The 25,053-nt window shown below is 56.1% G+C and carries 18 protein-coding genes; 9 read left to right on the forward strand and 9 right to left on the reverse strand.

Annotation, left to right across the window (positions count from 1 at the left end; translation table 11 throughout):
• Nucleotides 1-217: 217 nt before the first annotated feature.
• Genes ENN40_02135 through ENN40_02145 form a run of 3 tightly spaced genes read right to left on the reverse strand, consistent with a single transcriptional unit; the run spans nt 218 to nt 5,973 of the window.
• The gene (locus ENN40_02135; protein ID HDP94140.1) at nt 218-3,511 is read right to left on the reverse strand and encodes a methionine synthase; all 3,294 of its coding nucleotides are present in this window, start codon (nt 3,509-3,511) and stop codon (nt 218-220) included.
• A 12-nt stretch (nt 3,512-3,523) separates the two neighbouring features.
• Nucleotides 3,524-3,700: a DUF2892 domain-containing protein gene (locus ENN40_02140; GenBank protein ID HDP94141.1), complete on the reverse strand. Its 177-nt coding sequence runs from the start codon at nt 3,698-3,700 to the stop codon at nt 3,524-3,526.
• The gene (locus tag ENN40_02145) at nt 3,697-5,973 is read right to left on the reverse strand and encodes an ATP-dependent RecD-like DNA helicase (protein ID HDP94142.1); all 2,277 of its coding nucleotides are present in this window, start codon (nt 5,971-5,973) and stop codon (nt 3,697-3,699) included. Before ENN40_02145 ends, ENN40_02140 begins: the two co-directional genes overlap by 4 nt.
• A gap of 14 nt (nt 5,974-5,987) precedes the next feature.
• Here ENN40_02145 and ENN40_02150 point away from each other — a divergent pair, with 14 nt between their 5' ends.
• From ENN40_02150 to rpoD, 3 genes are all read left to right on the forward strand, one after another.
• Nucleotides 5,988-6,539: a porin family protein gene (locus ENN40_02150; GenBank protein HDP94143.1), complete on the forward strand. Its 552-nt coding sequence runs from the start codon at nt 5,988-5,990 to the stop codon at nt 6,537-6,539.
• A 90-nt stretch (nt 6,540-6,629) separates the two neighbouring features.
• Entirely contained in the window at nt 6,630-8,423 is a 1,794-nt protein-coding gene (dnaG, locus tag ENN40_02155; protein ID HDP94144.1) for a DNA primase, read from the forward strand.
• Nucleotides 8,389-10,272, forward strand: a complete 1,884-nt coding sequence (rpoD, locus tag ENN40_02160) for an RNA polymerase sigma factor RpoD (GenBank protein HDP94145.1) — start codon at nt 8,389-8,391, stop codon at nt 10,270-10,272. Before dnaG ends, rpoD begins: the two co-directional genes overlap by 35 nt.
• A gap of 94 nt (nt 10,273-10,366) precedes the next feature.
• Here the strand turns inward: rpoD and xerD are convergent, their stop codons facing one another.
• Genes xerD through ENN40_02175 form a run of 3 tightly spaced genes read right to left on the reverse strand, consistent with a single transcriptional unit; the run spans nt 10,367 to nt 13,513 of the window.
• Nucleotides 10,367-11,341 carry a site-specific tyrosine recombinase XerD gene (xerD, locus tag ENN40_02165; GenBank protein ID HDP94146.1) on the reverse strand — a complete coding sequence of 325 codons (975 nt, stop codon included), beginning with the start codon at nt 11,339-11,341 and terminating at the stop codon, nt 10,367-10,369.
• Between the two features lie 13 nt (nt 11,342-11,354).
• Nucleotides 11,355-11,984: an MBL fold metallo-hydrolase gene (locus ENN40_02170; GenBank protein HDP94147.1), complete on the reverse strand. Its 630-nt coding sequence runs from the start codon at nt 11,982-11,984 to the stop codon at nt 11,355-11,357.
• On the reverse strand, nt 11,981-13,513 hold the full coding sequence (locus ENN40_02175) for a 2,3-bisphosphoglycerate-independent phosphoglycerate mutase (protein HDP94148.1): 1,533 nt from the start codon (nt 13,511-13,513) through the stop codon (nt 11,981-11,983). Before ENN40_02175 ends, ENN40_02170 begins: the two co-directional genes overlap by 4 nt.
• A gap of 128 nt (nt 13,514-13,641) precedes the next feature.
• On the opposite strand from ENN40_02175, the gene ENN40_02180 reads away from it, so the two are divergent.
• From ENN40_02180 to ENN40_02200, 5 genes are all read left to right on the forward strand, one after another.
• Nucleotides 13,642-15,636 (forward strand): PAS domain-containing sensor histidine kinase, encoded by a 1,995-nt coding sequence (locus ENN40_02180; protein ID HDP94149.1) that lies wholly within the window; start codon nt 13,642-13,644, stop codon nt 15,634-15,636.
• Between the two features lie 113 nt (nt 15,637-15,749).
• The gene (locus ENN40_02185) at nt 15,750-16,976 is read left to right on the forward strand and encodes a hypothetical protein (GenBank protein ID HDP94150.1); all 1,227 of its coding nucleotides are present in this window, start codon (nt 15,750-15,752) and stop codon (nt 16,974-16,976) included.
• Between the two features lie 123 nt (nt 16,977-17,099).
• Nucleotides 17,100-18,011 carry an aldolase gene (locus ENN40_02190; protein ID HDP94151.1) on the forward strand — a complete coding sequence of 304 codons (912 nt, stop codon included), beginning with the start codon at nt 17,100-17,102 and terminating at the stop codon, nt 18,009-18,011.
• A 131-nt stretch (nt 18,012-18,142) separates the two neighbouring features.
• Nucleotides 18,143-19,297, forward strand: a complete 1,155-nt coding sequence (locus ENN40_02195) for a methionine adenosyltransferase (protein ID HDP94152.1) — start codon at nt 18,143-18,145, stop codon at nt 19,295-19,297.
• Nucleotides 19,298-19,372: 75 nt separating this feature from the next.
• Nucleotides 19,373-20,461: a response regulator gene (locus ENN40_02200; GenBank protein HDP94153.1), complete on the forward strand. Its 1,089-nt coding sequence runs from the start codon at nt 19,373-19,375 to the stop codon at nt 20,459-20,461.
• On the opposite strand, the gene rimI is transcribed toward ENN40_02200, so the two are convergent.
• From rimI to ENN40_02215, 3 genes are read right to left on the reverse strand one after another with little or no spacing between them, the layout of a single operon-like run.
• Nucleotides 20,449-20,889, reverse strand: a complete 441-nt coding sequence (gene rimI, locus ENN40_02205; protein HDP94154.1) for a ribosomal-protein-alanine N-acetyltransferase — start codon at nt 20,887-20,889, stop codon at nt 20,449-20,451. The genes ENN40_02200 and rimI overlap by 13 nt on opposite strands.
• Entirely contained in the window at nt 20,886-21,575 is a 690-nt protein-coding gene (gene tsaB / locus ENN40_02210; GenBank protein ID HDP94155.1) for a tRNA (adenosine(37)-N6)-threonylcarbamoyltransferase complex dimerization subunit type 1 TsaB, read from the reverse strand. Before tsaB ends, rimI begins: the two co-directional genes overlap by 4 nt.
• Complete coding sequence (locus tag ENN40_02215) at nt 21,572-21,991, reverse strand: ATP-binding protein (protein ID HDP94156.1); 420 nt, start codon at nt 21,989-21,991, stop codon at nt 21,572-21,574. Before ENN40_02215 ends, tsaB begins: the two co-directional genes overlap by 4 nt.
• 83 nt (nt 21,992-22,074) lie before the next feature.
• On the opposite strand from ENN40_02215, the gene mutS reads away from it, so the two are divergent.
• Nucleotides 22,075-24,711, forward strand: a complete 2,637-nt coding sequence (mutS, locus tag ENN40_02220; protein HDP94157.1) for a DNA mismatch repair protein MutS — start codon at nt 22,075-22,077, stop codon at nt 24,709-24,711.
• The last annotated feature ends 342 nt before the right edge of the window (nt 24,712-25,053 follow it).

The raw sequence follows: 25,053 nt of genomic DNA on the forward strand, positions 1-25,053 counted from the left end.
TCAAGTACTTGTGATGGGGACTCCCGAGTGCTTGTGATGAGAAAATCTTCGGACCTGTGATGAAAAAACAAAAGCTATGAATAACGAATAGATAATAAAAAAGCCCTCCACTGGCCATTTCGGTACTTGTAGAAGGTAGAATGTAGAAAAAAGCAGAATCTCGAAAGTACGCGGGTTATACTTTCAGCTTTTCAACTTTTCACTTTTCACTTTTCACTTAATGCCTTCCTGTCACCTTCTTTTCAACTTTATACCTCGGCACCACCAGGGCCGTGACCGAAGCCTCGGGCACCAGTTGCCAGTTTTCCGTCAGTTCCAGTTCCAGACGCGGAAAATCCAGCAGGCGCGCCAACACCCGCTGCTCGGAGAGATCCGGCCAGGAGGGATATCCCGGGCTGAAACGCCGGCTGTCGCGGCGGGTTATTTTCATTTCATCCACGATAATCTGGTGAACGGCTTCGGCCATGGCTTCGGCCAGTTGGGCGCTGAACCCATACCACAAGAGGTAACCCACATAGTCTTGCGCAGCAAAACGCTGTTGCACCAGTGATGCCAGAAAAGCCCCAGTAGTCACGGCCAGTAATGGCACCACATCCCGCTCGCGGCAAAACCAGGCGGTCGGCGGAATGGGGGCGGGGGCAAAAGTCAGCGCTTCACTGTTCGCCTCAAGGGCCAGAACATTGCCGTTCGCGGTAACCCGGCCACTGAAATATCCGTAGGTTGCGGCAAATTCCGTACAATCCTTTTGCCGCAATCTCTCTAAAATCCCTTCCAACTGCGCCGCCGACTCGCTGCCCTCACCCATTTTCCAGCGCGTGCGAAACAGGGTCCCGCGATCCAGGAAAGATAGGATCTCATCCAGGGTCAGCGAGATCCGGCGCACCCCCCGGAAAGGCGCGTTCAGGGATTCGGTGGGGGTCACGGCCCGCCTGGGAGGGGGCGGGGAAACATGCGATGGCCCAGGCTGATGCGGTGCCGGCGCGGCGTTTCCCTGCAGAATGCGCAAGGCTTCGAACGCATCAGCCGCGTAATGGACGGGACCGGAATAAACCGGGACGAGTTCCTTGCAAACAAAATCCCGGGTCAGGGCGGCGCCGCCGCAGATCACGGGCAAAGACAAATTCTTTCTCTGCATCTGCAGCAGCAATTCCCTCATCTCGTGGACGGATTGCACCAGCAAGCCGCTTATCCCCAGGGCGTCGGGACCATGTTCGCGCACGGCGTCGATAATGTCGTTACTGCCTTGGTTGATTCCCAGGTTCACGATACGGTAACCGTTGTTGCTCAAAATGATATCCACCAGGTTCTTGCCGATATCATGAACATCGCCGCGCACCGTTGCCAGCACCATGGTCCCCCGGGTGACCCGTTGCGCTGATTCCAGGTCGGGAGCCAGGTAGTCGACCGCCGCCTTCATTACCTGGGCGGATTTCAGCACAAAGGGCAATTGCATGCGACCGGAACTGAACAACCCGCCGACTCGTTGCATGGCGGGCAACAGGTGCCGGTTGATGATGTCGAGCGCGGAAAGATTCTGGCGGGCCGCGGCCAATATGGCTTCAAGGCCGGCGGTGCGCCCTTCCACAACCGCCGCGGCCAGGCGTTCCAGCACGGGTTCCAATGGAGTTCCCGTTGCGGGAAGGCTGTCTTTTTCGCGGGAAAAATGATCCAGGACCCTCTCCAGGGGAAGAACGCTCGCAGAGGAGCGGTTAAATATCAGGTCCTCAGCCAGCCCGCGTTCGTCGGCCTTGATCATGTTCAGGGGCAGGACCTTGCCGGCATGAAAAATGGCGGCATCGAGACCTTTGCGCACCGCATGGTATAGAAACACGGCGTTGATGATCCTGCGCGCGGCCGGTTTCAGTCCATAGGAAATGTTGCTGACACCCAGGATGGTGCGGGCTTGCGGCAAGTAGCGACGCAACAGGGGCAAGACTTCCAGGGTCTCAATCCCCGCGTCGCGCAGCCCCTCATCTCCGGAAGCCAGGGTGAACGTCAGCGGATCAAAAAAAAGCGCCCCCGGTGAAATGCCGGCTGACATGCACAAGTCATACAGGCGACGGCAGACCGCCAGCTTGTGTTCCCGGGTCCGGGCCATGCCTTCTTCGTCAATGGCCAGGCAGATCAGACCCGCGCCATAGCCTTTCGCGAGTTCAATAACCCGGGCGGCACGCGTACCGCCGTCCTCGAGGTTGATGGAATTGATCAAGGCGTGACCGCCGTAGTGCTTCAGCCCGGCCTCCAGGGCGTCGGTGTCCGTGCAGTCAAACACCACCGGGATCAGCAATTCCCGGTTCAGGCGCCGGGTCACGGCCGCCATGTCGGCGGCTTCGTCGCGCCCCGCATAGGCAACGGACAAGTCGAGCATATGGGCGCCCTCATCCTGCTGAAGGCGCGCCATTTCCACCATTGCGTCCACGTCTTCGGCCAGCAGGGCGCGGCGGAAGGCGCGGCTGCCGTTGGCGTTCGTCCGTTCGCCGATGATCAGCGGCGCCGGCTCCACCCGGCTGGCCTGGTGCAGAAACAGCGATGTAAATTCGGGTTGATATTCCGCTGCATGAAAAGAGGGGGTTATGCCTTCAAGCGCTTGCTGTAATGAGCGGATATGCGCCGGAGTGGTTCCACAGCAGCCTCCCAGAAGGCGAACCCCGCAATCACGCGCGAATCGACTCATGGTCACGGCGAAGTCACCGGGAGACAAATCAAATACCGGTACACCATTCTCAATTCGGGGCATGCCCGCGTTGGGAACCACGATCAGGGGTAAGGGGCAATGACGGGACAGACGCTCCACCGCTTCCCCCATTCCTTCCGGCCCGGTGCCGCAATTAATGCCGATGGCCGCCGGTTTCAGGGGCAGCAAAGTATGCATGGCCGTCAGCACATCACTGCCCAGAAGCATTTTTCCGCCTTCAAGGGTAACCTGCAGAACCAGGGGCATGGAGCGTCCACATTCTTTAAACGCTTGCCGTACCCCGGCAACTGCGGCCTTGACCTGAAGCAGGTCCTGGGCGGTCTCCACCTGGATCAGGTCGACCCCCCCCTCCACCAGGCCCAGCGCCTGCAGGTAATATGCATCGCGCAAGGTGTCGAACCCCACGTGCCCCAGGCTGGGTAACAGGGATCCCGGGCCCATGGATCCGGCCACGAAGCAAGGCCGGCCGGAACGGGAATGGGCTGTCGCGCATTCCCGCGCAAGTGCGGCGGCAACACGATTGATTTCCCGGGTACGCCCTCCAAGACCGTGATTCTCAAGCGTCAGGCGGTTGCCCCCGAAAGTGTTGGTCTCAACCACGCGGGCGCCGGCATCCAGAAAATCATTGTGGATATCACGAATGGTTTGGGGATTGCTGATGACCAGGTACTCCTGGCAATTCGGATACCCTCCCCAGGCGCCGGGCGGAAGGTTCCGTTGCTGGATGGACGTACCCATGGCGCCGTCCCAGAGCATGACGTCCCGCCGCAGGCACTGCTCCAATTGCGGGGAACGATTCGCAGCCATCTGGTTCATGGATAAAGAACCTCAGTGGCGGGAGGGAAAACGCACGACCAGCGGACAGGTTCCGCTCAACGCGCTCAACAGCGTTACCAGCCCCAGCAGGCCCACCCAGTTGGACGTCCACAAGCCATAACCGATGATGGCCAGGGAGAGTACGATCCGCAAAACCTGCGTGAATGATGCGCGCCGAGTTGCATTCATACAGGCATTATACCATACTCATCCGCGCTTGCCTCCGGACTCCGGTTTTCAAAGGTCTCCCTGAGGCGTTGGGGCAAACGGGTCCGGCGACGATTCGGAGTGGAATTGGCCAGGGCCGGCTGCAGGGCCGCCTCATGACTGACCAGGAAAAGACGCTTGCGGGCGCGAGTCACCGCCGTATAGAATATTTCACGATTCAGCATCATTGCATGCTGGGGCAAAAGAACGAGAATCACACAATCGTACTCGGAGCCCTGGGACTTGTGAATCGACATGGCATATGCCAGGGTCAAATCCTCAGTCTCATCCACCGCGTACTCGGTGAACCGGCCGTCGAAATCAACGATGATCTTTTTCTCATCGTCATTGAAATCAGTCACCACGCCCTGCTCACCGTTAAACACATCCCGGTCGTAATCGTTCTTCAGTTGCATGACTTTGTCGCCGCGCTTAAACCGCATCTGCTCCCTGGATAGGCAAACCGGTTCCGGGTTGAACCGCTCCTGAATCACGGCATTGAGACGGTCGATCCCGGCCTCGTCCCGGTACATGGGCGCCAGAATCTGCAGCTCCGCCGAGTTGACCATATAACGGGGCGCCAGGTGTTCCAGTATGCCGAGCACCTTGGACGCCGCCTGGGCTGGAGTGGACACCCGCACAAAAACAAAATCAAGCTCCGGGCCATAGGGCTTCAAGACCAGGGAATCTCCGGAGTTGATGCGGTAGGCGTTTTCCACGATCAGGCTGTCACCGGTTTGACGGAAATTGCGATGCAGGGAAACCAGGGGGAAATACCCGCTCTGGATCATGTCCCGCAACACATTGCCCGGCCCCACGGAAGGAAGCTGGTCTTTGTCACCGATAACCACAAGGCGTGTACGGGCATCCAGGGCCCGTAGCAGGGCGTAAAACAGGTGAATGTCCACCATGGAGAATTCATCCACCACCACCGCATCCACCGGCAACGGGTTGCTCTCGTCATGGGTAAAACGCCGTGTCTCCGGACTGACTTTCAGCAATCGGTGGATGGTGGACGCGGGAAAACCGGTCGCTTCCTCGATCCGTTTGGCCGCCCGTCCGGTCGGTGCCGCGACTTTCACCCGCAAGTGGGACATGGAGAAGGTTTCAATTACGGCCCGGATAATGGTGGTCTTCCCCGTACCCGGACCTCCGGTGATCACGGTGACCGGATGGGAAACCGCCGCGCTTACCGCATCGCGTTGTTCCGATGTCAATGGGGGGTCAATACCCTTCAGGGCCGGACCCAAATCGGAGACGGCCTTCGAAATTTCCCTGTCAACCATCCTCTTTAACATCCGGGCGGATTCCGCTTCCACCCAATGGTTGCGCAGACTCAGGACAAGGGGCTCCGTATCCCTTTCCTCAACCAGTCGACCGCGTTCAATCTGATTCTGAACCGCATCCAGAACCAGTTCTTCATCGACATCAAGTAAGCGCACCGCGGCGACAACCAAGCGATGGCGCTCCATAAACAAGTCGCCGTACTGGTTTTCCGCCTGCTCCAGCACATGATCGATTCCGCGGTTTAAGCGGCGCGGATCCTGGGCCGGAATCCCCATTGCCCGGGCGATGGTATCGGCAATGCGGAATCCGACTCCGCGCACGGAGTCAACCAAGACATAGGGATCGGATTCCAATACCAGCAACGATTGTTCACCATATTCCCGCACGACACGCAGAATAGTGGCCGTGCCGATACCCGCTGGAGCCAGGCGCACCGTAAGCTCTCTCAAGATCCGCCGGTCTTTGAACGAGGTGCGGATCTGTTCAACCAGGGATCGCCCCACGCCTTTCACACGCAGCAGATCCTGTGGACGTTCTTGAAGTATCTCTAAAGTTTCCTTGCCGAATTGGGCAACGATTTTTTCAGCTGTCTTTCGCCCCAGGCCCCTGATGCCCCGGGAAGAGAGATAGGCCGTAATGCCCGCATGATCTCCGGGCATAACCGCGCGATATTCCTCAACGCGGAATTGCTCTCCGAATCGGGAATGGTGGATAAAACGGCCCTTGACGTCCAAGGTGTCCCCTTCAGACACATCCAGCAACTCGCCTACGATTACGCGGTTTTTTCCGGCGGGTAACCCGCTGACACGGAAAACACCGAAACCCGTGGTCTCGGAATAGAAAATTCTTTTTTGAATCCGGATTCTGAACGTCGCTAGATCGATGGTATTTCTCCCAGGTTGTTTTTCCATTATACCGGGTCCCGGAGCGTATTGAAATCCACCGGGTTTACTTTTTGCCCGGCTCATGTTACTAACTGGGCATGAAACGCTTGCACCCGCTCCTGCTTTTCCTTTTCATGGCAGCCGTGACCCTGCCGGCCAGGGGCGTGAAGTTCGGCGCTTACGTGGGGGGATTCCTTCCCCGAGACGCCGTTTTTCAACAGATTTACGGCGAGGACCCGGATCTGACCTATGGGCTGGAGCTTGATGCCACAGTTTGGCGGGGTTTTTCGCTGCGTCTGCGAGCGGGGCATTACCAGCGCAACGGCGAAACATCATTTACCGGAGAAATCAGCCGCCTCAGACTCTATCCGCTGACGCTGGGATTGCGCCACACGTTCCGGTTGAAGCGCGTGCAGCCCTTTCTCGAAGCCGGGTATCACTACCTGCTGGTTACGGAAACCTCGGCCATTGGGGAAACCAACGAACAGGGCGGAGGATATGACCTGACGGTGGGGGCCGGATTTCCCCTGTCTTCGCGCTTTTCTATTGAGATCGCCGTTCATTACACCGATGCCTCCATTACCGCTGTCACGGAAACCATTCAAATGGGCGGCTTCTCGGCGGGATTGGCATTTCTTGTACTTCTTTGACCGGCCGCAGTGTGTCAACGCAGTGTGTCAACGCAGTGTTGACAAATCCCCTTAATTATCACAACATACTTGGTTGTTCACTTTTTTTTCATGGACACCAAAGAACAGATTAAAAGAGGTCTATCCATAATTGACGTGGCATCCCTCTACGTACAGTTAAAACCATCCGGAAAAAACTTCAAGGCCTTGTGTCCGTTTCATAGTGAAAAGACCCCTTCCTTTTCCGTTATGCCGGAACGCAATATCTTTCATTGTTTTGGATGCCACAAATCGGGTGATATCTTCACCCTGGTGCAGGAAATGGAAAACCTCAGTTTCCCTGAAGCCATGGATTTTCTGATCGAGCGCTTCAACCTTCCGATTGAGCGACAACGCAGAGAAGCCGGTTCCCCCCGCCCCTCCCTGGACGCCTACGTGACGGCCAACGACAGCGCTCTGCGCCACTTCCGGGCCAATCTGCTGGATGGTGTTGAGGGGAAACACGCCCGCGACTACCTGGCGAAACGCGGCATCACCGAGGCCACCAGCGAATCATTCGCCCTCGGCTATGCCCCAAGCAGCTGGGACTCCCTGCTTCGGCACCTGCAAAAAGACGGAGCGGACCTGGACAAAGCGGTGGAAATCGGCTTACTGGGCCGCGGCCGTGAAGGCCGGGTTTACGACCGCTTCCGTGGCCGTATCATGTTCCCGATTCTCTCGGAATCCGGAAAAATAATCGCCTTCGGCGGACGGACCCTGTTCGATGATTCCGCTAAGTACCTGAACTCGCCTGAAAGCCCGCTATTTCACAAAAGCCGCCATTTGTACGGATTTCACCAGGCCCGGGAACACATTCGTGAATCCGGACGAGCCATTCTGGTCGAGGGTTATTTCGATGTGATCACTCTGCATCAGTTCGGTGTCCGCAACACCGTGGCCGCCTTGGGGACCGCACTCTCCGGTGAGCAGGTCCACTTGCTGAACCGTTATACCGATGAGATTTACCTTTTCTACGACGGCGATAACGCCGGCGTTCACGCCACCCTGCGGGGCGTGGAATGCATGCTGACCCACAATGTCAGCCCCAGGGTAATGGACTGCGGCAAAGACAAGGATCCCGATGATTTCGTGCGTTCAAAGGGAGCACGCGGTGTAGAGGAAAGGATCGCGACGGCTGAAGACGGGTTCCGCTTCCTGCTCAATCACTTCATGGAAGAGATGGATCCCCGCCATCCCGAGCACAAACGCGGCGCCCTGGATCAGGTGTTGCGCGTCGTGAACGAGATCTCCGACCCCATTGTCCGTCAGGAATACCGGCGCCGTACGGCTGACGCGTTCCAGGTGGATTTGCATCACCTTCCCCAAAGGCATGTCCACTCCCCATCTGTCTCAAATCGTGAATCCCGGCAACCCTTGCTGATTTCCCCCTCGGAAAAGGAGTTTTTGCAATCCCTGTTGGCCAGCCCGGCGATACTGAGCGAAATCCGCCCCCTGCTTCAGGACGAACTTGTGAACATCCTTACCTGCCGCAATCTTTTGCGTCAATTGATGCAACGCTACAACGGTGCCGCCCAATGTTTTGAACAGATGGACGGCATATGGAAAGATCTTTCCGGGCCCGAGGCCGCGTTGCTGCAGGAAATGTTGCTGGCCGCCCAGGAAATCCCAGTCGACCAGGAAGCCAATTGTAGACAGGTCCACAATTGTTTTCTTTCTTTCCAGGAACGGTTGAACAAAGCACGGATCCGAGAAATCAACGCCCGCATCCGCGTAGCGGAAAGAGACAACAATTCCGCCGAGGCTTTGCGCTTGATGCAACAGAAATCCCAATACCTGAAAAAGAAATACAAGGTATCCAAGGAGGAGCCCTTTGAGCAAAAAGGCGCCAGAGAAAGCATCCGCTGAAGCGGCCGCTACTGAAGAAAATTCCGTTTCGGCCGCGAGCGTTTCGCCCAAAATCATAGACGAACTGGTAGAGATGTCGCATGATGACGATGGACGCATCGATCATGCGGAATTCACCCGCTTCCTGCACGAAAACAGTTTGGTTTCGCGTCGCAAAGAAGTTTTGAATCGGTTAATGGCGGTCAACATCACCGTTTCCCCCCGGGAAACAGCGTCCACGCTGCCTTTTGAAAAGCAGTACAGTGATTTCCTTGAAACCCACCGCAAGGAATTACGATCCATACAGAAACGGGCTCGGAAAAATTTCGGCATGATTGAAAGCTCTTTTATTTACAACCTCTTTGAAAGTGAAGAAGAGTTAAAAAGCAAGTTGCGCTTCCTGAAAGCGTACTTCACCGAACACGAGTTGAAAATCATCAAGGTCCCCAGTAACAAACCCGTTAAATCGGCCGAAGAGCGCAACGAGATCGTGGGTGACCCGGTGCGGCAATACCTGAGGGAAATGGGCAGCGTCAATCTGCTCAGCCGCGAAGAAGAGATCCGTATCGCAAAGCGGATCGAACGCGGAGAGAAAAAGGTCATCAAGGCGTTATCCAAGACCAACATCGTGCTGAATTCCGTCATCGAACTGGGCCGGGATGTATTGGAAGGGGTCAAAGACATCGACGAGGTCATTGACGTCAACGAAGATATTTACGATGAATCCAAAAAGCAACGGGTACGAGGCCGTTTTCTCAAACAATTCGAGAACCTGAACCATTTCAAGCGGGAATTGAAAACCCTGAAAAAATCCCAGGTGTCGAACTTCACCATTGCCAAGAAGATGGTGGAAATCACCCACCTGATCCAGGATATGTCGATTCTCTACGAACACAAAAAGGCATTCATCAACAAGATCACCCAGCTCCAGGAAAACTACCGGCATGTCTCCCGCCGGATAGAAAAGCTCAACGCGGATGCCAAAGCCCACCGCGCCCGATCGCCCAAAAGACGGGAGATCAATGCGGAGATCGCCAACTACAACCGGCGCCTGGAGAACCTGAACCAGAAATACGAGATCACGCCGGAGGATCTGGCCAAGACCTGTCATGACATTGAAGAAGGCCAGCGCCTGATCGAATACTCCAAGAACGACCTCGTAGAGTCCAACCTGCGCCTGGTGGTTTCCATCGCCAAAAAGTACATCAACCGGGGCCTGCAGTTCTCCGACCTCATCCAGGAAGGCAACATCGGCCTGATGAAAGCGGTTGAGAAGTTCGAGTATCAGCGGGGATACAAGTTCTCCACCTACGCCACCTGGTGGATTCGCCAGGCCATCACCCGCGCCATCGCCGACCAGGCACGCACCATCCGCATCCCGGTCCACATGATCGAGACCATTCACAAGATCAACCGCACCCAGCGCCGCATGGTCCAGGAACTGGGGCGCGAACCCACCGAAGATGAGATTGCTGAAGAAACCGGCTTTTCCGCGGACAAGATTCGCAAGATTTTGAAAATCGCCCAGGAGCCCATCTCTTTGGAAACCCCGGTGGGAGACGATGATTCCCATCTGCGCGATTTCCTCGAAGATGATAGGACCGTATCTCCCCCGGAGATCGTTTCGCAGATGAACCTCAAAGAGCAACTGGAGACGATCCTTTCCTCCCTGACCGACCGCGAGGCCCGCGTGATCGAGATGCGCTTCGGACTTCGGGACGGCAACGAACACACTTTGGAAGAGGTCGGCCAGGAGTTCCAGGTCACCCGTGAACGCATCCGTCAGATCGAGGCCAAGGCGTTGCGCAAACTGAAGAAAAAGGCCCGCAAGCTGGTCAACTTCCTGGACAAACCCGAAGAGTACAACTGACGCACACCCGCTCCCACCTCGAAACCGGGCACCAAAAGCTCCATGGCTGATTCGGAGCCTGGTTCCCTGGTTTTATCCGCGGGTTGGTGCCGGGCTATTTATCTTTTTCCGGATCCATTTCCTGTGGGGGGGCGTCTCCGCCGCGGGGGTGGAATTTTTCATAGTGGGAGCGGATCTTACCGCGGGAGACGTGGGTGTAGATCTCCGTGGTGGTGATGGAGGCGTGACCCAGCATCATCTGCACGGAGCGCAGGTCCGCCCCCTCCTCCACCAGGTGGGTGGCAAAGGAGTGGCGCAGGGTATGGGGCGTCAGCTCCGTGGAAATCCCCAGTTCCCGGGCGTAACCCTTGATGATCTTCCACAGCCCCTGGCGGCTCAGGCGCCGCCCGCTGCGGTTCACGAACATCTCCGCCGCCGCCCTACCCTTGAGCAGCATCGGCCGCGCGTTCTCCACGTAGCGGGTTATCCAGGAAACCGCGGTGTCGCCGCAGGGAACCACCCGTTCCCGCCCGCCCTTGCCGGTCACGCGCAGAAAGTGCTCCGCCAGGTAGACATCTTCCCGGCGCAGGCCGCAGACCTCGGAGATGCGCAGGCCGGTGCCGTACATCAACTCCAGGATCGCCTTGTTGCGCAGGCCCAGGGGGGTGGAAACGTCGGGGCGTTCCAACAGATCGGTGACCTGCTCAACCGTCAGGTATTGCGGCAGAGACTTCCAACGCCGCGGCAGGGGGAGCCCGGAAAACGGGTTCCCCGGCACGGCTTCATCCGCCAGCAGATAGTTGTAGAAATTGCGCAACGCCGAAATCAACTGCGCGCGTGAAGCCACGCCGTGACCCCGCGACGCGTGGTAGCGCACAAACTCCACCACCAAAACGTCGGGAATCGCGAGATGATGGCAGTTGCGCTTTTTCAGCCATTGTCCCCAGTGATCCAGGGCGTTGGCGTACGCACACGATGTGTTTTCCGCCAGGCCGCGCTCCATGCGAAGGTAGGCCATCCAGTTGCGCCGGTCCCGCTCAAAGGCGGCATCGCTCCAACCCGTGCCCTTGCGCACCCGGTCATTCATCATGATGACTCCGATATTACATGAAAGGGTTATGGCGCAGTTCCCGCTCCAGGATGGACTCTTCTCCGTGACCGGGCAGGATGCGAGTATGGGGCGGCAGGGTTTTGAGCCGATCCAATGACGCCTGCAGCAGGGCAAAATCTCCTCCAGGCAGATCTGTGCGGCCCACGGAACCGGCAAACAAGGTGTCACCGGAAACCAGCAGGTCAGCGCATAGCAGGCAGATTGAGCCCGGCGAATGACCCGGTGTGTGCCACACCCGCCATGACAGCCCGGCAACGCTCAGCACCTCATCGTCCCGGAGAAGGCGGTCCGCGGCCGGGGGCAGGTCCAACCCGAAAGCGGCTGCCATCTCGGCGTTGAACGGATTCTTTAGCAAGGGAGCCGCCTGTTCGTGCGCAGATACAGGAACCGAGTACCGCCGTGCCAATTCGCTTGCAGCCCCGGTGTGATCGATATGACAATGGGTCAACAAGATTAAAACGGGAATGAGTTTCTGTTGCTCCAGACTGTCCCGGATCCGCTCCGGCTCTGCCCCGGGATCCACCAACAGACAATCAGCGGAACCGGGTGCATGCAGGAGGTATGTATTGGTTTCCAGTTCACCCACGGGAATGCGGATATGGCGGACTCTGGAACGATTCATTCGTTCTCCTCATCAGCCAGGACCAGCAATGATCTGCCCGTCATTTCCGCGGGGGGGTCGATGCCCAGCAATTTGAGGAAAGTGGGCGCGATATCGGCCAGGCCGCCGCCGCACCGCAAGCGTGGGGGTTCCTTGGCCACCAGCGTCAGGGGTACGGGATTCGTGGAATGGGAGGTCATGGGTGATCCGTCTTCCAAGCGGGTCTGCTCAGCATTGCCGTGATCCGCCGTGATCAGGCACACGCCCCCCTTGGCCAGCACGGCTTCCACCACCCGGTGAACACATTCGTCCACGGTCTTCACGGCACGCACGATGGCGGGATAATCCCCCGTATGTCCCACCATGTCGCAATTGGCGAAATTGCAGATCACCGCCGGGTGACGCAGATGTTCGATGTCGTCAACCAGGCGGTCCCGCACTTCCGGCGCGCTCATTTCCGGCTGCAGATCGTAGGTGGCCACGCGCGGGCTGGTGACCAGGATACGGTCTTCAGCAGCGAAAGGCTCGTTGCGCAAACCGTTAAAGAAAAAGGTCACGTGGGCGAATTTTTCCGTTTCCGCGATGCGCAACTGTTGGATTTGGTTGAGAGAGAGCACCTCGCCCAGAACATTTTTATGCTCCAGTTCCGGAAAAGCCTCTTTGAAATTGCCGTTGTCGTAGTAATGGGTCATGGCCACAAAGTACAGGTCCCTGCGCTGAACCGGAAATTCACTGAAATCCGGTTCCACCAGGGCACGCGTCAACTGGCGCGTACGGTCAAAGCGGAAGTTGAAAAAAATCACCGCGGCCCCGTCTTTCAGGCCCGGGTAATCCGGCAGTACCCGCGGCCGGATGAACTCATCGGTTTCATTTTCTTTATACGCCCGGGATACGGCATCTCTCCAGTCGGAAGCGGAAAAGCCCCTGGCCGCGGCCACGGCTTCATACGCCAGTTGTGTGCGATCCCAGCGTGTGTCCCGGTCCATGGCGTAATAGCGGCCCATTACCGTCGCAATTCGGCCCACGCCGATACGCTCCATTCCCTGCTGCAAAAATTCCAGGTGTTTGCGGGCGGATTGGGGCGGTGTATCCCTCCCATCGGTGATGGCATGGATCCATACCCGGTCCAACCCTCTTTTTGCACAGATTTCAAGAATGGCCAGGGCGTGGCGGGTAGCGGCATGGACGCCCTCTTCCTGGATCAGCCCCATCAGGTGGAGCCAGGTGCCGTTGCGCCTGGCAATCTCGACCGCCGCCACTAACTCCTCGTTCTCGTAAAAGTCTTTGGACTCAATGGCCTGATCAATGCGCGTGAGGCTCTGGTACACGACACGACCGGCGCCGATATTCAGGTGTCCCACCTCGCTGTTTCCCTGGTACCCCGGCGGCAGGCCGACCGCCCGGCCTGAAGTTTCCACCAGGCAAGTGGGATACCGCGCCTGGTAATAGTCGGTGTGGGGAGTCTGTGCGTTCAGGATGGCATTGCCCGGCCCCGGGGGACCCCAACCCCAACCATCGCGGATAATCAGGCAAACAATGGGATACTTCATGGATCAGGCTCCTTTGGATAACCAAAGTATACCATAACCGGTTCATGATCGCCGAAGTGTCGCGTTTTGGATATGTTGAAATCATTTCAGTACAATAGTAGAGTAAAACCTCGACCGAGATATTCACAATGGCAAAAAAGAAACCGGTTCACAATAAGGATGGCCCGCATCAATCCACCCTGACCGGTTCATTGCGCAGTCTGCCCGGATTTGAACTGGAACGCGCCCAACTCTTTTTAAATATGGCGGGAGTCATGATACTGGCGCTGGATAATTCCGGCCGGGTTGCCATGATCAACCGCCGCGGTTGCGAGATACTGGGAGGCCAAGCGGAAGAGATCCGGGGACTGGACTGGTTTGGCCATTTCATTCCTGAACCGCGACGCGCCCAGGTGCGAAATGTTTTCCAGGACATCGTGCAGGAAAAAAAGAAAAGTCGTGAATACCAGGAAGGCCCGGTCCTGACCCTGCGGGGCGAGCAAAAACTGATTGCCTGGCACAACGCCGTTATCAGGGACGATCACGGACAAATTATCGGCACACTTTCTTCCGGTGAGGACATTAGCGAAATTCGCCGGGCGGAAGATGAGTTAAAGGAAAGCCGGCAATTGTACCAGGCCTTCATAAACGCCAACCGCGACATGATCTTTGTGAAAGACGAACAATTCCGTTACGTAGTCGTCAACGATGCCATGGTGGCGTTCTTTAAACGTTCCCGCGAAGATGTACTCACGCGAACGGATTTCGAGTTAATGGAAGTTTCCGCGGCCGAAAAACGCCGGGAATCTGACCTGCGCACGCTGAATACCCACTCGGTTGGGGTAACGGAAGAAAACATCGGCCACAGGGTATTTGAAACCACCAAGTTTCCCATCCTCCTGAAAGGCGATCGCATGGGAGTCGGGGGAATTATCCGGGACATCACCGAGCGTCGTCACGGCGAAGAGGAGCGGGAATATTTGCGCGAGCAAATGGCCCAGGCCCAGAAAATGGAATCCATGGGACGACTGGCGGGTGGTGTCGCGCATGATTTCAACAACATCCTGAGCGTGATCAAGCAACATGCCGAAACAGCAATGGAGAAAGTTGATCCCGCCGATGACCTGCATATGGAATTAAAGGAAATCCGACGCGCGGCCCGGCGTTCCGCGGATCTGACCCGTCAACTAATGACATTCACCCGAAAACAAACGGCAATGCCCCGAAGATTGAACCTGAATGACACCATTGCCGGCATGGTGCGCATGCTGAAACATTTGATCGGCGAGCATGTGCAATTGTCCTGGCAACCCGGTGAACACGTGTGGCCGGTACACATCGATCCCACCCAGGTCGACCAGATCCTGGCCAACCTGTGCATCAATGCCCGTGACGCCATCTCCGGGAAAGGCCGGGTCACAATTGAAACAAAAAACCTGACGGTGGAGAATGAACAGCTAAACCTCCATGCCGGCTTTCTGCCGGGTGAATACATCCGCCTCTCCATAAGTGACAACGGCTGCGGCATGGACCGGGAAACACTGGCCAACGTGTTTGACCCTTTTTTTACCACCAAGGAAACAAACATGGCCCCCGGATTGGGTTTATCCGCTGTCTATGGCATCGTGAAACAGAATGGAGGATTCCTCCACGCCTACAGCGAGCCCGGCCGCGGATCCACTTTTCACATTTACCTGCCCAGACATATTGAGAGACCATCCATTGCAGGGCCGGATCCGGAACCGAGTGCACCCAGGCAACGGAAAGAAACCATCCTGCTGGTTGAGGATGAGCCGCCCATATTGAAACTGGGGCAACGCATGCTTCAGGAACTGGGTTACCACGTTCTGACGGCCGACAGTGCGGATGAAGCCATTGAAGTCTCCTGCGGATTTTCCGGCGGGATTGACCTCCTGATCATCGACGTCATCATGTCCGGCATGAACGGTTGCGAACTTGCCGCCGAACTGGCGCGCAACCGCCCGGACAGTAAAATCATGTTCATGTCCGGATATTCAGAGGAGATCATTGACAAACAGATCAGTCTAAAAAACAAAACCCTTTTCATCCAGAAACCGTTCACCATTCGCGAACTTGCCGCCAAGGTGCAAACAGCCCTGAAAACAAAAGAACCGAGAAGTTGAGAACTTTCCAACTCTTCAACTTTTCTACTTTAATCTTGTGAAATGTTAACGTTTGCAAATGCAAACCGTTTTGATTATAATTTCCGGGACTGCAATTTGAGAGAGGAGGTTGCATGAAACGCATTCTGAAACAAGCTTTTGCGGTTGCCGGGGTTCTGCTTCTCAGCACGAGCCTGGCGGCCAATGGACTCAACCTGAACAGCGTCGGCTCCAAGGCCATCGGGATGGGAGGCGCCTTTGTGGGCCTGGCGGATGATTACAGCGCCATTTTCTGGAACCCCGCCGGCATGATCAAGCAGGAAGGACCGATTTTCTCGCTTTACGGCAGTGCCATTATGCCCCACGGGACCTATGAATTCGCAATGGCCGGAATCAACACGGAAACGGAAAGCAAAGCCTATCCATCGGGCGCCATCGGCTACATCAAACCACTTTCCGACAAAGTGGTGGTTGGCATCCTGGGCTACGTGCCCTCCGGTTCCGGGGCCACCTGGCCCGGCGCCGATCTGACTCCGCTGTCCTCCGGCATTGTTTTGGAATGGGAGAGCATGGTGGGCATCATCGCCTTATCTCCGGCCGTGGCTGTACGCGTGACCGACCAGCTTACCCTGGGAGCAGCCTTGAACATTTACTACGGACTGCTGAAGATCAAACGCCCGGGACTCGTGCAATACGAGGAAGACCTGACCGGTATGGCCGTGGGCGGAACCATCAGCGCCATGTTCCAGCCCTCTGAGATGTTGAGTTTCGGCTTGACCTTTAAAACTCCCATCAGCGTGAAAATGAAAGGGGATGCAACCATGAGCGGTGCCGGCATCCTGGGGCTTTCCGTTACTTCGGATGCGGAACGTTCCGCCGACTGGCCCATGTGGATTGGATTCGGTGTTGCGGTTAAACCCATGGACCGCCTCACCATCACTGCGGACCTGCAGTACACCGACTGGAAAAAACTGACGGATATTCCGGTCACTTACGAGAATCTGGCCTGGCAGGCGGCATTTGCCAAAGCCGGCAAGTTCGAACTGCAGTGGGAGAGTAAAATCCAGTGGCGCTTCGGCATGGAATACCGCCTGAACGACATCTGGGCCCTGCGTGCCGGATACTATTACGATCCCGCTCCCGGACCGCTGGAAACCGCCAATATCCTGTTGCCGCAATTTACCTACAACTGGGCGACTGTGGGCGTGGGCTACCACACGGATTCAATCAGCCTGGACGTGGCGGTGGAGTTCGGATTCGGAGAGGATCGCGAGGTTCCAGTGGGCCTTAAACACGGTATGCCGGGAATTCACGGCATGTCCATGGTGGTACCCAATATCGCCTTTACGTATCGTTTCTAAACACGGAATTGGCTGGCGGGGGAGACATCACTTCGTCTCCCCCGCACCCGCCTTGAATGATTGATTTCTTTCTTGCCTTGAAAAATCCTTCCTGATTGCGTAGTATGCAATCAGGAGGCTGTCATGGAAGATCAGTTCAATATTCCCGCCGATGTGCCCAATGACCGGATCAACGAGTATATCAACAACTACGACGACATCACTCTGGGATCCGATCGCTTGATGTTGTTTGCCGGCGACCAGAAAATCGAACACCTGAACAAGGATTTCTTTGGTGACGGAATCGCCGCGGACGACAATGACCCGGAACATCTGTTCCGCATCGCCGACACCGCGGAAGTCGGGGTGTTTGCCACCCAGCTGGGATTGATCTCCGCTTACGGCGGGGATTATCCGGAAGTTCCGTACCTGGTAAAATTGAATTCCAAGACCAACCTGGTGAAAACGGTCCAGCGTGATCCGGTATCACTGCAGATGGTGGACGTCGAGCAGGTGGTTACGTTTAAGCGGCGTTCCGGACTCAATGTTCTCGGTGTGGGCTACACCATCTATTTGGGCAGCGAATTCGAACACCTGATGCTGCGTGAAGCCGCCCAGGCGGTATTCCAGGCGCATCAGCACGGATTGATCACCGTACTTTGGATTTATCCCCGGGGACAGGCGGTAAAAGACGAAAAACACCCGGACATCATTGCCGGTGCGACCGGCGTGGCCGCCACTCTGGGAGCGGACTTCGTCAAGGTGAACTATCCAAAACTGGAAGGAGAAGATTCCAAAGAGGTTTTCAAACAGGCCACCCGCGCCGCCGGTCGCACAAAAGTGTTGTGTGCCGGCGGTTCCAGTATCGAACCCAGGGCATTCATGCAGATGCTGCATGATCAGATTTTTGTCTCGGGAGCCGCCGGTAACGCCACCGGGCGAAACATCCATCAAAAACCCCTGGATGAAGCCGTACGCATGGCCAACGCCGTAACCGCAATCACGGTTTACGGCAAATCGGTTGAAGAGGCCTTCGCGATTTATTCCGGGAAGTAATACCTGTGATCATGCCGAACCGCCCGGCAGCCAGGCGGATGGCTCCCGGCTGCCGTGGCCGCATTGACACCTACCCGGTTTTTTGCTAATATTGACAGTCAATCCTGTCTCTTTTCCTGGAGGAAACCGAAATGGTCAAAGGAACCTATCTGTTTACATCTGAATCCGTAACCGAGGGGCATCCGGACAAAATCTGCGATCAGATCTCCGATGCCATTCTCGACGAATGCCTGCGCCAGGATCCCGAATCCCGGGTTGCGGTGGAATGCCTTACAAAAACGGGAATGGTCGTGGTGGCGGGTGAGTTGACGACCACCGGCTACATTCACATCCCCCACATCGTGCGCAAAACCCTGACAGACATCGGCTACACCCGCTCATCGTATGGAATCGATGCCGAAACCTGCGCTGTGCTGGTACACTTGGAAGAGCAGTCCCCGGATATCGATCAAGGCGTGACCGCCACCAGTGAGCACGAGCAGGGCGCGGGTGATCAGGGCATGATGTTCGGCTTCGCCTGCCGAGAAAATCACGAGTTCATGCCTCTGGCCATCCACCTCTCCCACAAGTTGACCCAGCGCCTGGCCGAGGTACGCAAATCCAAAGAACTGGACTACCTGGGTCCGGACGGCAAGTCCCAGGTAACTGTGGAGTACCGGGACGGAAAACCCACGCGGGTGACCGCGGTGGTGATTTCCAACCAGCATGATGAAGGTATTCCCCATGATCGCATCGAGGCAGATGTCATCGCAAAGGTGATCCGGCCCGTCTGCGGTGACTGGCTGAACGGAGATACACGTTTTTATGTCAACCCCACAGGCCAGTTCGTGCGTGGCGGTCCGTTTGCCGATGCCGGCCTTACGGGACGTAAGATCATTGTAGATACTTACGGCGGCATGGGACGCCACGGCGGCGGAGCGTTTTCCGGCAAAGACCCGTCAAAAGTGGACCGTTCCGCTACCTACGTAGCCCGTTATATCGCCAAGAACCTGGTAGCCGCGGAAATCGCCGACAAATGTGAAATCCAGTTGGCCTACGCCATCGGCGTAGCGGAACCGGTTTCGGTAAATGTCAACTTCTTCGGCTCCGGCAAGATAACGGAAGAACGCGCGGTTCAGATCGTGCGCCAGGTCTTCCCCTTGAAACCCGCCGACATTCTGAGGGAATTGGACCTGAGGCGACCCATCTACTTGAAAACAGCATCATACGGACATTTCGGTCGCGACACCTTCCCCTGGGAACAGGTAAACCGCGTCGAAAAAATCCGTGAGTTGGCCGGAATCTGATTCTCGGGATTGCCGGATATCCGGTTGTTTGAACTGTTATTTACTATGCATGGCGGATATGCTAAATAGATATCCATGAACAAAGGTACAATCCTCATCGCCGATGACGAGGAGGATATCCGCGAATTGCTCGGGGATTTCATGAGTGGAGAGGGTTACCAATGCCTCCTGGCGGCGGACGCGTTTGAAGCCCTGGAAAAGTTTCGCAACATCCCCGACATCGATTTGATCATGTCCGACATTCGCATGCCCGGTCGTACGGGCATCGAATTGCTCGACGACGTCAAGAAACTGGACGATGATGTGATGGTGGTAATGATCACCGCGGTCAAAGACGTGGAATCTGCGATTGCCGCCATGTCAAAGGGTGCATATGACTATGTATCCAAACCTTTCAAACTCAATGAAGTCGCGGCCATTGCCGGCAAGGCCATTGAGAAACGCCACCTGATCCTGGAGAACCGTGAGTACCAGCGTGGACTGGAGCGCAAAGTTGAGGCGCGCACCATTGAACTGCGACATGCACTCAAGGAACTGGACAAGACCTATCGGTTCACTCTGAGCGCGCTGGTAACCGCACTGGACACACGGGATACGGAAACCCAGGGGCATTCCTTCCGGGTCATGAGTTATACCATGGAATTGGCCCGCCGATTAGAGCTGAATGATCCGGAATTCCTGAAAGCTCTGGAGTACGCCGCACTTTTGCACGATATCGGAAAAATCGGCATCCCGGATGCCATCCTGCGCAAGCCCGGCCGCCTTTCCCCCCTTGAATGGGAAATCATGAAAACCCACCCGGTCCTGGGATATGAAATCCTGTGCAAAATCAAGTTCCTTGAAGAATCCGCCCAGATCGTTCTTCACCACCACGAACACTTTGACGGCAGCGGCTATCCGGATGGATTACGTAGAAAAAAAATCCCGCTGGGATCGCGGATCTTTGCGGTTGCCGACGCATTTGACGCCATGACGACCAAGCGCCCCTACAGTGATGCCGTGACATTTCAGGTCGCTTTGGATGATTTGCAGGAAAACAAAAGCAAGCTTTTTGATCCCGTCGTGGTGGAAGTTTTTGTCGATGCCGGCCTGGAATTCTGGCAGAGAGAAAGGGAAACATTTGACCGCCGCGTCAAGGCGGACCCCGATTTTTACCTGCGCTGACGCCACACCATGCACACCGCGTCTTCTTGGGGGTTGCGGTAGTAATCTGAGCGGATTCCGGTTTGCACAAAACCGGCTTTCCGGTATAGTCGCCGGGCAACTTCGTTTGAACGGCGAACCTCCAGAAACACTTCACGCGTTCCTTCGCTTTGAGCCGTTTTCAACATATTTTCCACCAATTGAACACCGATACCCTCGTTGCGGCGTTCCATGGGCACGGCCATGCGCAATATGTCGGCCTGGGGCGGCAGGCACCAGAACAAGAGAAATCCGCTGACTTCGCCGTATTCTTCCGTCACTATCAGACGGGCGATGGGATTCGCAATCTCATCCCGGTAATAATCCGCACTCCAGCCGTCGCGAAAACATGCGTGGTCGATTTGAGTAACCGCGGTTACGTCTTCGGGTTGAGCGGGCCGGATGATCATTCCCGCCTGGTCGCTTCCGCATCGGGTGGACGCAGGTAAAGCGGCTGGAGGTCTTCAAGGCGAGTGATCGATTCATTGCGCGCGTGACGGATAACCGAAATGCGACAGATCTCCGATGCCAGGAAAGAGGAGCGGCCCCTGGAGCGAAAACCGGGGAACATGGCATTCAGTTCCCGCCTGTACGCGGAAACGCCGTTACCGGTGAAACGCATTTCCTTCCAATCCGAAAGGATATCCGGCAACTCGTCTATGCAGACCAGCCTTGGAGCAAGAACCTCTTCCGGAAGGTCATCGCCGCTGAAACGGTAGGCGGCCATGTACACTTCCCGACGCCGCGCGTCGATCAGCGGCACCAGGACACGCCGGGACTGGCGCAGCTTCCAGGCCAGCGCTTCAAGGGTGACCACGGGGACCACCGGGCGGGGATCCGAAAAGAGCAACCCCTTCAGGGTCGTGAGACCGATACGTAAGCCGGTAAACAACCCGGGGCCGACACCAATCCCGAAAAGATCGATGTCGCGTACAGCTACACCGACGCTGTTGAGCACGAAAGAAATCGCGGGAACCAGGGTGGCCGACAACTCGTCACGGGTTACAAAGTTATATTCAATGACGAGTTGGTCGTCGCGGACCAAAGCGATTGAGGCATGGCGTGAAGTGGTATCCAGTCCGGCTACCAGGCTCACAGTCGCTTTTCCATGGTGATCACCGAGCCCTCGGTAGTGGACTCAAAACTCAATGAATCCATGTAACTCTGCATGAGAAGCATTCCACGACCGCTGGGACTAAGTACATCCTTTTGCTCCGCTTCGCGGACGAGGCGTTCGAAATCCACGTCCTCGGGATTTTCGTCCCGGATGCGGATACGCAGATACTCACTGTTCCAGGAGAAACTGACATTTACCCGCTTTTCGGGATCTGAACGATTGCCGTGAACAATGGCGTTGTTTATGACTTCCCTGAGTGCGATCTCAATCTGAAAAAACCGCTCATCGCTGATCTGCAGCAAGTTGCCCAGATACTCCATAACCAGAACAGAGAACTCGGTATACTTCAAATTACTGGAAAAATTCAGGTTAACCGTGTCATGCGGACGTGGCATTTGCGGATATTATAGCAGATTGATGAAGTGATTTCCAAAACGCAACCTTGGGAGCCAGGCTCGCCCTGTGCTATAATTTGGATATGCCGGATCGCTCGCTGACACCCATGCTGCGGCAATACCTGGCAATCAAAAAAGAGTACCCGGATGCCATTCTTTTTTTTCGCATGGGGGATTTCTACGAAATGTTTTTTGAAGACGCCCGTACGGCTGCGCCGTTGCTCGAAGTAGTACTCACCACGCGCGACAAAAACAAAGTCAACGCTGTTCCCATGTGTGGTGTGCCTTACCACGCCCTGGATGGTTATGCCAGGAAACTGCTGAACCGCGGCTACAAGGTGGCCGTATGTGAACAGGTCGAAGATCCGGCCGTGGCGAAAGGAATCGTGAGGCGGGAAGTCACGCGTGTCCTGACTCCGGGAACAGCCCTGGAAATGGATACCGGAGACACCGAGAACCGGGTGGTGGCGTCGCTTTTCCTGGACGATGTGCATGGCGCGCTGGCCACTACGGACATTGCGGCAGGGGAATTCGAAGTGAGAAGTGTCGACTGCGGGGATTTGGCGTCCCTGGCGGATGAACTCTACCGCAAGGCCCCGAATGAAGTCATCATCCCGGAAAACAATGAAACGGACTGGCGCGAACTGGAACGGCTGGTTCCGGAGTTGACCCGGATTCCCATAACCAGAATGGCATCGCATGAATACCACCAGGTGGAAAACGAAACACGCCTGACCACCCAGTTACAGATCGAAAGCATCGAAGGTTTGGGCTTATCCGGATTTGGCGCGGCAATATGCGCCGCCGGAGTACTGATCAAGTACCTGCAGTCCGTGCGCAAAACCGCGCTGAAAAACATCACTTCACTGCGATTTGTCCCCCTGGCTTCACACCTGATCCTGGATGCCGTTGCCTATCGCAATCTGGAGATTTTAAAAAATCTTCGTACTCAGACAAACCGGGGCAGTTTATTATGGGCGGTTGATTTTACGGTTACGCCAATGGGAAAACGGCTGCTGCGCAACTGGCTTTCCTACCCTCTGGCAGACCCCGCAGCCATTGAGCGACGCCTGGATGGAGTTGAAGCCTGTGCCGGCGACTTGATCACGCGTACGGAAATCCGCCGCGTATTAAAGGATGCCGGAGATCTTGCCCGCTTGAATTCTCGCATTTCACTGAACGTGGGTCAGCCTCACCACTTGATAAAGCTGGCGGATGTATTGCGCCGCATACCTGAACTGCGGGAACTCGTGAGCGCATTCAACACGGCGATTATCAACGATATCCACTCCGGATTGGACCCCCTGGAGCCGATTGTGGCCATGATCGATGCGGCCGTTGATACTGATCCCGCCCCGAACCTGAATGAAGGACGAGTGATCCGCCCAGGATACCACAAGGAACTGGACAACTTGCGTGCAATCAGTCGCGATGCGCGCGAACTCATCGCCGCATTGGAGAGGGAAGAACGCAGAAAGACCGGAATTTCTTCTCTGAAAATCAAGTACAACAGAGTGTTCGGGTATTTCATCGAGGTCACCAAGACCCATCTGGCACTGGTCCCGGACACCTATACACGCAAACAGACCCTGGTCAATGCCGAACGCTTCGTCCACGCTGAGCTCAAGGAATTGGAAGATCGTATTTTGCGGGCTGAAGAAAAAAGCATCCAATTGGAAAAAGAGTTGTTCGCAAAGATCATATCGCGAATCCAGAACCATGCCGCAATGCTGGCGCGAAACTCAGAGCTGATGGGTCGACTCGACGTGTTGACGGCCGCCGCGGAATTGGCGCGGCGGAGAAATTACGTCCGCCCGGCTGTGAGCGATCATTGCCGCCTCCATATCAGCGGGGGCCGACATCCCGTAGTCGAGACCAATCCGGAAGTGAACTTTGTCCCCAACGACACAAAAATGAACGGGAGCGGGGAACAGGTGCTGGTCATCACCGGACCGAACATGGGGGGGAAATCCACCTACCTTCGTCAGAACGCCCTCATCGTCATCATGGCCCAGGCCGGCTTGTTCGTCCCGGCCGAGAGCGCGGAGATTGGAGTATGTGACCGGATTTTTACTCGAATCGGTGCCTCGGATTCGTTAATGGAAGGCAAATCCACTTTCATGGTGGAAATGATCGAGACCGCTGTCATCCTCAACAACGCCACGGCTCGCTCCCTGATCCTGCTGGATGAGATCGGCCGCGGCACATCGACCTATGACGGGCTTTCCATAGCCTGGGCGGTGATCGAAACCCTGCACGAATCTCCACCGCGACCCAGAACCCTGTTTGCCACGCATTACCACGAATTGACGGCGCTGGCCCACATATTCGACGGGGTGCGCAATTACCATATTGCGGTGCGGGAATGGCAAGACAACGTGGTTTTCCTTCATAAAGTCTCGCCGGGAGCCACGGACCAGAGTTTCGGCATCCACGTCGCGCGTATCGCCGGCATCCCGGATACCGTCATCGAACGCGCCAAAGAGGTGTTGCTGAACCTTGAAAAGAAAGAACTCAATCGCCTGATCACCGAACGCATCTCCGGACGGATCAAGGAAATCCGGCCGCAAGCCGGCAGCCTTTTCCCGGATTCAGCGGTGATAGAGGCCTGGGACGACATTCGCGGACGTCTGAAAGAGATTGATATCTCCACCATCACCCCCTTGCAGGCCATGCACCTGTTGAATGAACTCAAAGCCCGCAGTGAAAAACTGAAATAGCAATTAGTCGACCCGGAGTGCGCATACTCAATCCGGATAAGCAGGCGGAATGCTGCTTGGCCGGGATTGCGCTCCCGGCGGCAAGATTTTCCGGCGGACCGTTACCGGCCCGCCGGCTGTTTATCCTAACCTGTGTTTCCCACAAGGATTGTCGCGAAATGGCGTAGATGGTTGTAGTGACAAGGCATGCGACAGGCATTATTCGAAGGCATAGCAGCACTATGGCTGAGAAGAATGACCGAGCATAACGCCGTCAATGCGGCCATATCCGCCATTGCAGCAGATCGTTGTGAGAAATGCAGGTTAATAACGGTAGTGGTCCGATTTGTACGGTCCGTTCAC

The sequence above is a fragment of the Candidatus Aminicenantes bacterium genome (assembly GCA_011049425.1).
Taxonomy (GTDB): Bacteria; Acidobacteriota; Aminicenantia; order UBA2199; family UBA2199; genus UBA876.